The following is a 7,962-nucleotide window of genomic DNA, read 5'->3' as shown; positions in this document are numbered from 1 at the left end:
CGGCCGATGAGACCCCGGCGGACAGCCCGGCTGACACGGCGGCGGAGGTTGCCCCGGTGTCGGGTGCGCCGGTCGGCCCGCGTCAGCCCGATCTGAGGGTTCTGATCATGGCCGGTGTGCTGGGGGGTCACCCGGACGGCATCACCGCCGACGCGGCGATCAACGAGAGCGGCCTGTCGGTCGCGATGGGTGACACGGTCCTCGCCGCGATGGAGGCGGCCGGTGCCGCCCGCCGCCTGCCCACCGCTGAGGACGGCACCGAGTTGTGGGTGGTGGTCGCCGACGCCGACCTCGCCACGGTGGACCCGGCGAACGCCCCGACGACCAGCACGTGCCCGACGTGCGGGCACACCCGCAAGATCCGCCGCCCGTCGGCGCGGCGCACCACCGGTACCGGCACCGGCCGCACCACTGGTGAGATCAACTCCGACGGGTCGGCGAAGCTGGCGAAAAACGGGCTGCGCAACCAGGTTGAGGCGTTCATGCGCGACCTCGGCACCGGCCACGACGTGACCCCCGGCATTGTCGCCCGGCAGCTCGGCGGGCGTAGCTCCGGCGCGGTCGGTAACGCCATGGCCCGGCTGACCGAGCCCGGCGTGCTGGTCCTGGTCAGCGAGGCCCCGGTGAAGTACGCCCTGGCCGAGGCCGCGCCCGAGCCGACCGCCGACGTGGTCGCCTTCATGACCCGGCCGCTGACCGACGAGGCCGAGACCACCACCGCCGACACCGCCGACGCGGGCGAGGCGGGCGAGGCGGGCGAGGCGGGCGAGGCGGGCGACGTCAGCACCGCCGCCGGGGCGGCAGATGACGACGCCCCCGCCGACACCGAGGCCCACGCCGTGCCGGTTGCGGCCTGACACATCACCCCCGCCGGGGCCGGGCACCACGCCCGGCCCCGGCACCCGCACGCCCACCCCGAACGGAAGGCAGCAACGATGACCACCCCACCGCACCACCACGACCGCCCCGCCGAGCCGGGCTCGCTGCGCTGCCCCGAATGCGGCCAACCGGCCCGCCCGGTGCCGCCGCACGAGTGGCCCCTCACCGGATTCGCACCCCGCCCCGGCGCATCGCACCTCGACGGCACACCGTTGTGCCCGGTGTACGGCCCGCATGGCGCGCGACCGGCCGAGCCGGTCGGCGCACCGGCCCGGCTCACGATGTGGCAGGCCGTGCGGCAGAGCTGGCTCGTCCATCCCGAGTGGACGAGCGCGGATCATCTGGCGTGGCTCGACGGCGAGGGATACGACACCGACCTCGTTGACGGTGATCCGGACGAGGTCATCGGCCGGTGGCTGGCCGAGCACGGCCGTACGGCCCGGCTGATCGTGCCGCCCACCGCCGCCGACGGGCGGGTGTACGTGGTCGCCGGAGGCGACATGGTGGCCGTGTTCGCCAACCCCGACGCGGCCGGGACTCAGCGCATGGTGATGGAGGCGGCGGGGCTCGACACCATCGCCTCAGCGATGACCCCGGCACAATGGGACACCGCGCGGGCGATCCTGCGCGCCGAACACCCGCACCTCGTCATCAGCGACGCACGCCCCGACGTGACCGGACCGACGGCGTGACCGGGCCGTCTGCCCCGCCGCCGGGCATACCCGCCGACATGCCCAAGGCGCTGGCCGCGCGTCCCCGCGACGTACGGCGTGGCCTGCCGATTCCGCCGGTCAACGTGCACCCCGACCCGCGCGGCGGTCGTCGGGCGCACGTCGACTTCACGACGATCAACACCTCGATCTCGACTCAGCTCGCCGCCGGCCGCCGGTGCTCGTTGTGCGGCGAGTCGATGGAGTACTGGGTGGCGTTCCTGGGCACCCCTCGTGCCGCCGAGCTGCTCCGGTACACCGACCCGCCCGGACACCCCGAGTGCCTTCGCGCGGCATTGACGTTGTGCCCACATATCGCCCTCGCCCGGCACCGCCGCGCCCGCGCCGACCGGCCGAGCGCGGGCACTATGCCGCCCGGCGCGCACGGGAGCAAACCCGACGGGTGGACATTGGGCATCACCCGGTCGTACCGGTCGATGATCCTGTCCGCGCACGGGTTCACCGTGTACCTACCGGCCCCGTTCCGCACCGTGCACGCCTATGTGTACGGCCCGGACGGGCGACTGTCCGCGCACCCGGCCACCGGGTGACCCGGCCGCGACGGCGGGGCGTCACATTGCTGCCAGAAACCTCGATCGACTCCAGCCGATCGCCTTGATCGGCCCGTGGAGGTAGGAAACATTACCTGTGACGGCGTCGCCGGGCGCGAAACCCCGGCGTCGCCGCCGCCACCCGAACGCTCTACGAAAGGAAACACCCGTCATGGCACACGAACTCGAAACCCTTGCGAACGGCCAGACCGCCTTCGCCTCTGCCCGCCTGTCGGCCTGGCACCAGCTCGGGCAAGTCACCGACGACTGCATGACCGCCGAGGAAATCATGGCGAAGGCGTGGCTCGGCGGCTGGGAGGTCCGCAAGATCGCGTTGCAAGGCATGGAGATCACCGACAAGGGCGTCACGAAGGTCGACTGCCCCGACAAATGGATGACCGTGCGGACCAACCCCCAGACCGGCGTCACCGAGTATCTCGGCGTGGTCGGCGACGACTACACCACCGTGCAAAACGAGCAGGTCGCCGAAATGCTCAACCTCCTGGTCGACGAGTCCGGGGCGCACTTCGAGACGGCCGGCTCGATGCGCAAAGGCAAGAGCGTCTTCGTCACGATGAAGCTGCCCAACGCGATGGAGATCGCCGGAGTCGACCGGATGGACCTCTACCTGGCCGCGACGACCTCGCACGACGGCACGGCGTCGCTACGGGTGGACGCGACTCCGGTGCGGATCGTCTGCGCGAACACGCAGCGCATGGCCTACGCCCGGTCGGAAGGTTCGTACACATTCCGGCACACCTCGAATGTCCAGGTGCAGATCACCGAGGCGCGCCACGCAATGAATCTGGTGTGGAAGCACTTCGGCGACTGGCAGGCCGACGCGGAGAAGATGCTCAACGAGGCGATGACCATGGGCGAGTTCGAGAAGATCGTCGCCCAGGTGTGGCCGATCGAGGACGCGGCCTCGGACGTGGCGAAGAACAACGCCAAGAAGCGCACCAACACGTTGCGGTACCTCATCCGCGATGCGGACACGCAGAAGGCGATCAAGGGCACCCGGTGGGCCGGGTTCCAGGCCATCACCGAGTACGTCGATCACTTCGCCCCGGCCAAGACCGACGCGGTCCGGGCGACTCGGGCGCTGACCGGTGCGGGCGCGGACGTGAAGGCCCGCGCGTTCGATCTGCTGGCTGTCTGATGGGCCTGCGGCACCGGGGCCGCCACCGCCGCCACTGGTGGCGCACGGCGGCCCCGGCCCCCGCCCCGGCGGACACCACCGCCCGGCGTCCCGCACGCGGCCCGGCTGCCGTCCGGCCGCCCAGCCCGTCCGGCTCACGCCGCCCACCCGGCCCGATCGGCGGCGGCCCGGCACCCGCACCGGCGCGGTTACGACCGGCCGCCCCGGGCCTGCCTGCGACTTCACCTGTTCAACCTCGATCCGGCCCTGCGCCGACGGAGGCACCCGCCATGACATCCGACGAGCTGATGAACCTCATCGGCCACCTGGTAGAGGCGTACCAGAACAGCACCGCGCACCGCGTCATCGCCTCGTACGAAACCGACTACGACGAGCAAGGCGTACAACTCGCCCACCAGCAGCAATGGGACGAGATCGCCGCGCACCGGCTCCGCGAGGTCGAACGAGCAGTCCGCGCGGCCTTCCCCCTACAGGCCACCGTCGAAGGGTTCATGCCGGTCCGGGCACTGCCGGACGGCAAAGTCGAACTCCGCGCGATCGACACCGCCTCCCGGCCCATCGCGGTCCACTTCACCGGCACCGAGGCACTCAACCTCGGCGGCCGGCTCACCGCCTGCGGAGCCGTGGCCCTCGACCGCATCGGCTTCAAACCCGACAACGAACTCCGCCCCGTCTCCGGCAGCCCCGTCTCCGGCGGTCCTGTGTCCGGCATGCCGGTCTCGGACGGTCCGGTGTCCGACGGTCCCGCGTTCACCGGTCCGGCCATCGGCACCGCACCGGTACGGCCGCCGGTCGTGCCCGGCCCGGCCACCCCGGCGCACCGTCGCTAACCCGGTCGGCCCCGCCGCGCGGCCAGACCCGGCCGCGCGGCCCGCACGCCGCACCCGCAACCCCTCTACTCGAAGGAATCGCTGTGAGAGAACTGATCGCCCTCGTGCAGGAATACGCGACCGCACACGGCGCCGCCGAACGCCACCGCGCCCTCCTCGAATGCCTCATCGACGACAACGACGGCTTTCTCGCCGCGAAGATCGCCGAATACGAAGGCGCTGCCACCACCGCACACGCCCGGCTGATGACCGCCTATGACCAGCTCACCCGCACCACCGTCCGCGCCGTCGCCGACGAGCAGCTACCCGTGTGCACATGGCAGAAAGGCGTGGTGGAGGCGCGCGGCGTCCTGCCCGACGCCACGCGCAGCGTGCGGGTGCGCTACACCCCCGGGCAGGCCATCGCCGCCGGAGCCGCGTTGATCGCCTGCGCCGCCCTCGCCGACCGAGACACCGGCGGCACCCTCACCCCGCTCCTGCCGCCGTTCCCGATCAATGACCTCGGCCACGACTCGACCGCGGCCGGCACCAGCACGAAGGACACCGAGTCATGACCATCAACCCCGACCTCACCGCACGCCCGGACACCATGAGCGACGGCCAGCACGCCCTCGCCGGTGCGCGCCTGCTCGCCGCATTGACCCTGATCGGTGACCTCGATCCGGTCATCGCTGGCGTCCTGCGAAACCTGCACTTGCGGGTCTACCCCGGTCAGCCGGGCGACGGAGACCGCAGCGACTACATCGTGCTTGACCTGCACGGCGTCTCCATCGGCGCCCGCCGCCGCGAACACGACTTCTACCTGCACGCCGACACCACCGAAACCTCGGATCGCGTCATCGCGTTCGAGGTCAACGGCTCCGGCGAACACGACCACCCCACCCGATAGCGGCGAAGGAGCCCCGATGACCAGCACCGACCCTGCGCCCGCCCCGGCCCTGCTCGACGTCGTGTCCACCCGCCACTCCCTCGAAGCCGCGCACAGCCATCCCGGCGTCGTGATCGACATCTTCCGGCAGTCGCGCATCATCGACGGAGACCGGTACCGCGTCGAGTTTCGCGGCGGGATCACCGAGTGGTTCTGGCGCGACGAACTGACCGTGCACCCGTGGGCCGACGAGCGCGACATCGTGCTCACCGACCTCGCCGCCGTGCGCACGATCCTGCACCACGCCATCACCACCGCTGAACACCACGACGTGCTGCACACCAAGCTCAGCGAGATCTTCGACGCCCTCAGCGCCACCGCGAACACCTACCTCGGCGGCAACCTCGACACCCTGACCCCGGCCGCCGCACCCGCCGACTGAGCAGCGAGGCCGAGACCGCGTCACCAGCTACCCACGCCCCGGCGGTCTCGGCCCGCAACCCACCGTCACCACCCCCAGAACTCGTTAATGGAGCTTCCGATGGACCTCAACGACACCGCCCGGGTACGCCAGCCCCGCGACGGCATCGAGTACCGCCTCGCCACGATCACCGACATCACCTACTCGACCCCGCACACCACCCACATCCGCCAGCTAGAGCTGCGCTTCCCCAGCGGCGAGCACCGCACCTACACCCCGGCCGAGGTCGTCGCCTGCACCCGCACCGACGATCACGCCGCCCTCGTCGCTGCCTTCACCGACGCCTGCCGGTCGCTGCGCGACGCCTGCCGCATCGCCCACGACTACGACGAAGGGACCAACACCGACGTCATCGGCCTCCTGCTGGCCATTCACACCACGGTTGCCACGCGGCTCGGCGTCAACCTCGACCCGGCTCACTTCGATGCGCCGGCCACCATCGAGCAGGCGAACTCGTGACCGCCCGCTGGACCCACGGCCGCTCCGCGCGACACGACGGAGCCGTCTGCGGAGCCGACGGGCCGCGTACCCGCATCACCGACGAGCCGCATCTGGTGACCTGCCCCGACTGCCCCGACGCCGCCGAGAACGAGACCATCCCGGACGACGCCGCCACCGGCGACCCGCACGTGATCGACATGCTGCGCGAGGCGAAGGCCGGAAACGCCCGCAAGATCAGCGGCGTCATCGTGGACGCCACCACCGCGAACGCCATCCTCACCGTCTACGACGCGGCCACGCCGAAAACCCAGGCGAAGATCGCCTCGCTGCCCATCGCCATCATGGCGTCGTTCGCGTGGCGGGTACTGAACCCGGACTCCTGACCGCCACCGTCGAACACGGGGAGTCTTTGAGCAGCCGTAGGCGTGGGTCGGTGGCCGGTGGGACACACCGGAATTGGTGGTGTGGCGAAACCCCACCGGCCACCTCGCTCGCGTCGGGCCACCCACGGCCCCTACGAGGCCGTATCTTCCCTCAGCGGGCGTAGCGGCGATCCTAGCGAGCCACAGCACCCGATGGGCGGCCCACCGAACAGAGGGCATCGAGGAACAGAGGGCAGGGAGGATGGTCATCGTGAGTCGACACACCTTCGACGGCCGGGTTGCCCTCGACCGTGCCGGGGTCGCCGCGCACACCGGCGCGGCGCGAAGGACCGTCAACCTCTGGCACCGCAACCGCGCGACCACCGGTTTCCCCGACGCCTTCACCGACGAGGCCGGCCGCGAATGGTTCTGGCTCGACCGCATCGACGCCTTCCACACCGCCCACCAGAAGGCGAAGCTCGCCGTACTGACCGCCGTCGACCGTAGCGGCGACCCGAACGAACTGGTCGGTTCCGGCGAGGCCGCCAAAATCCTGCACTACGGCTCGTACCGCAACCTGCCCGACGAGCTTCGGGACCGGCCTGACGACGTGGAGATTCTCTCCGATGGCAGGTTGCGGCGGCGTTGGTACCGGCGCACGGTGTGGGCCATTGCCGCCGCCCGGACCGGTCGTCAGTCCACCGGGCGTACCCCCGGGACCGCCACCGGCCCGCTCAAACCGCACCCGTACGCCGACGATCCCCGCCTCCAGGTCGCTGTGGAGCTGCTGGCTGAGGCGCGGCAGGACGGCCGGGATCGGCGTGGTCTGGGCGTGGAGCTGGCCCGCCGCCTCGGTGTCGCGCAGCGGACCGCGCAACGGTTGCTCACCGTCGCTGACGCCCTCGACTAAACGCGTTCGTCAAGCACAGGGGGCGCCGCCCGGTCCCCCGTCCGGCGGCGCCCCCTCGTGTGAGCTCACTCCTCGTCGTCGTCCTGCGAGGACACGGCGGTGACCACGGGGGCTTCGAGCAGGTACTTCAGCACACCGTTGATGTCGGTGTCCCTCGACCTGGCGGTGCGGGCGAGTACGTCGTAGACCTGCTCATCGACCTCGATCGTGCGGGCAGCGGGCGCGGGTGATGCCATGTCGGGTCCTCCTGATGATCATGGCGGGTGCCCGACGGCCGGGCACCCGCAACCCATCCATGCCGACTAGTGCCGAGGCATCAAGGCTGCGGTAACGGCGCACTGGCGGGCACAACGGTCGAGGTCACGCCGGGCGGCACCGGTGTGCGGTAGAAGGCTTCGGTCTCGGCGGCGTCAGCGGCGCGCCCGAGGGCGGCTGCGAAGCTGCGGGCCTGCCCGGGGGTGAGATACATCGGCACGCCGCCGCCTCCGCCGGGCACGCTGACCAAGACGTGGGGGCGTTCCAGGTCGGCCGGGTCGGTGCCGATCCACTCCGGTGCCTTGTCCCAAAACGCGGCCCGTACGTGCGCGGCGACCAGCTCACAAGCCTCGTCGTACACGGCCACGGTCGCGGGCGGGTCGAGGTCGGGGTGCAGGCCATCGGTACACCACGGCGGGCAGGACACCGGACGTGGCCGGGCCACGGCGGCGTCGAGCGCGGGAGCGGACTCGTCCATGTGCGGTCTCCTCAAGTCCATCGAGCGGTGGGGGTGTG

General features: G+C 71.2%; 13 protein-coding genes. 11 read left to right on the top strand and 2 right to left on the bottom strand.

From position 1 onward, the window contains the following. The 11 genes from KXC43_RS23915 to KXC43_RS23865 all read left to right on the top strand — a co-directional run. Positions 1-857: MarR family transcriptional regulator (locus tag KXC43_RS23915; protein ID WP_255644636.1), on the top strand; the 857-nt coding region annotated here is incomplete at its 5' end. 78 nt (positions 858-935) lie between these two features. Then, positions 936-1,571 carry a hypothetical protein gene (locus KXC43_RS23910; protein ID WP_221378344.1) on the top strand — a complete coding sequence of 212 codons (636 nt, stop codon included), beginning with the start codon at positions 936-938 and terminating at the stop codon, positions 1,569-1,571. Further along, positions 1,568-2,140, top strand: a complete 573-nt coding sequence (locus KXC43_RS51175; RefSeq protein ID WP_308129221.1) for a hypothetical protein — start codon at positions 1,568-1,570, stop codon at positions 2,138-2,140. The genes KXC43_RS23910 and KXC43_RS51175 overlap by 4 nt, the downstream gene beginning before the upstream one ends. Positions 2,141-2,312: 172 nt before the next feature. Further along, on the top strand, positions 2,313-3,299 hold the full coding sequence (locus tag KXC43_RS23900) for a DUF932 domain-containing protein (protein WP_221378343.1): 987 nt from the start codon (positions 2,313-2,315) through the stop codon (positions 3,297-3,299). 269 nt (positions 3,300-3,568) lie between these two features. Beyond that, the gene (locus KXC43_RS23895; RefSeq protein WP_221378342.1) at positions 3,569-4,129 is read left to right on the top strand and encodes a hypothetical protein; all 561 of its coding nucleotides are present in this window, start codon (positions 3,569-3,571) and stop codon (positions 4,127-4,129) included. An 83-nt stretch (positions 4,130-4,212) separates the two neighbouring features. Beyond that, positions 4,213-4,683, top strand: coding sequence for a hypothetical protein (locus tag KXC43_RS23890; protein WP_221378341.1), 471 nt, complete (start codon positions 4,213-4,215; stop codon positions 4,681-4,683). After that, positions 4,680-5,018, top strand: a complete 339-nt coding sequence (locus KXC43_RS23885) for a hypothetical protein (protein ID WP_221378340.1) — start codon at positions 4,680-4,682, stop codon at positions 5,016-5,018. The genes KXC43_RS23890 and KXC43_RS23885 overlap by 4 nt, the downstream gene beginning before the upstream one ends. 16 nt (positions 5,019-5,034) lie before the next feature. Further along, positions 5,035-5,439, top strand: a complete 405-nt coding sequence (locus tag KXC43_RS23880; protein WP_221378339.1) for a hypothetical protein — start codon at positions 5,035-5,037, stop codon at positions 5,437-5,439. Between the two features lie 99 nt (positions 5,440-5,538). Next, on the top strand, positions 5,539-5,937 hold the full coding sequence (locus KXC43_RS23875) for a hypothetical protein (protein WP_255644635.1): 399 nt from the start codon (positions 5,539-5,541) through the stop codon (positions 5,935-5,937). Continuing rightward, positions 5,934-6,302: a hypothetical protein gene (locus tag KXC43_RS23870; protein WP_221378337.1), complete on the top strand. Its 369-nt coding sequence runs from the start codon at positions 5,934-5,936 to the stop codon at positions 6,300-6,302. The genes KXC43_RS23875 and KXC43_RS23870 overlap by 4 nt, the downstream gene beginning before the upstream one ends. A 250-nt stretch (positions 6,303-6,552) precedes the next feature. After that, positions 6,553-7,191, top strand: coding sequence for a hypothetical protein (locus KXC43_RS23865; RefSeq protein ID WP_438870909.1), 639 nt, complete (start codon positions 6,553-6,555; stop codon positions 7,189-7,191). Positions 7,192-7,256: 65 nt separating this feature from the next. Here the strand turns inward: KXC43_RS23865 and KXC43_RS23860 are convergent, their stop codons facing one another. Both KXC43_RS23860 and KXC43_RS23855 read right to left on the bottom strand, forming a co-directional pair. After that, on the bottom strand, positions 7,257-7,427 hold the full coding sequence (locus tag KXC43_RS23860; protein ID WP_221378335.1) for a hypothetical protein: 171 nt from the start codon (positions 7,425-7,427) through the stop codon (positions 7,257-7,259). 80 nt (positions 7,428-7,507) lie between these two features. Continuing rightward, positions 7,508-7,924, bottom strand: coding sequence for a DUF6907 domain-containing protein (locus KXC43_RS23855; RefSeq protein ID WP_221378334.1), 417 nt, complete (start codon positions 7,922-7,924; stop codon positions 7,508-7,510). Between the last annotated feature and the right edge of the window lie 38 nt (positions 7,925-7,962).

The sequence above is a fragment of the Paractinoplanes polyasparticus genome, assembly GCF_019710575.1.
Classification (GTDB): Bacteria; Actinomycetota; Actinomycetes; order Mycobacteriales; family Micromonosporaceae; genus Actinoplanes; species Actinoplanes polyasparticus.
The sequence above is the reverse complement of the archived record's forward strand: the minus strand, read 5'-3'. Positions and strand labels throughout refer to the sequence as shown.